Genomic DNA, 530 nt, shown 5'->3' with positions numbered 1-530 from the left:
GTCAGTACCTCCGCCCATCGCGATACCAATGCTAGACGCTTTCATCGCAGGCGCATCGTTAATACCATCACCAACCATCGCAACCGTGTGCTCAGTAGAAAGTTGTTCCACATAACGCACTTTATCGGCAGGCAACAAGCTCGCTTTGTAATCCAAACCAATTTGATGGGCTATCGCTTCCGCACTGCGTGGGTTGTCCCCCGTCAACATCACAGAACTCACGCCCAACATTTTCAACGTGGCGATTGCCTGTTGAGCATCTTGACGAAGAGTATCTTGCCACGCGATCACGCCAATAACTTCGTAATCGTGACGAACGATCACCACGGTTTTGCCTTGTTCTTCCAGTTCAATAACACGTTGTTCTACTTTCGAAGAAACAGGGAAGTCCGCTTTTGATGGCGCAATAACTTGCACTAATTTACCGTTCACCAAACCTGTTACACCAGAGCCGACTTGAGCAGTTTTATCACTTGCCTCAGGAATCGAAACGCCTTGTTCTTCAGCCCGCTTCACTAATGAAACCGCTA

Annotated in this window: 1 protein-coding gene; it reads right to left on the bottom strand. The window is 48.5% G+C overall.

The features are described from left to right. A partial coding sequence (locus R7Q48_RS30690; RefSeq protein ID WP_318134193.1) for an HAD-IC family P-type ATPase occupies positions 1–530 on the bottom strand: 530 nt, incomplete at both ends.

It is taken from the genome of Vibrio sp. 378 (assembly GCF_033339435.1).
Note: the sequence above shows the minus strand (reverse complement) of the source record. Positions and strands in the feature narration are given on the sequence as shown.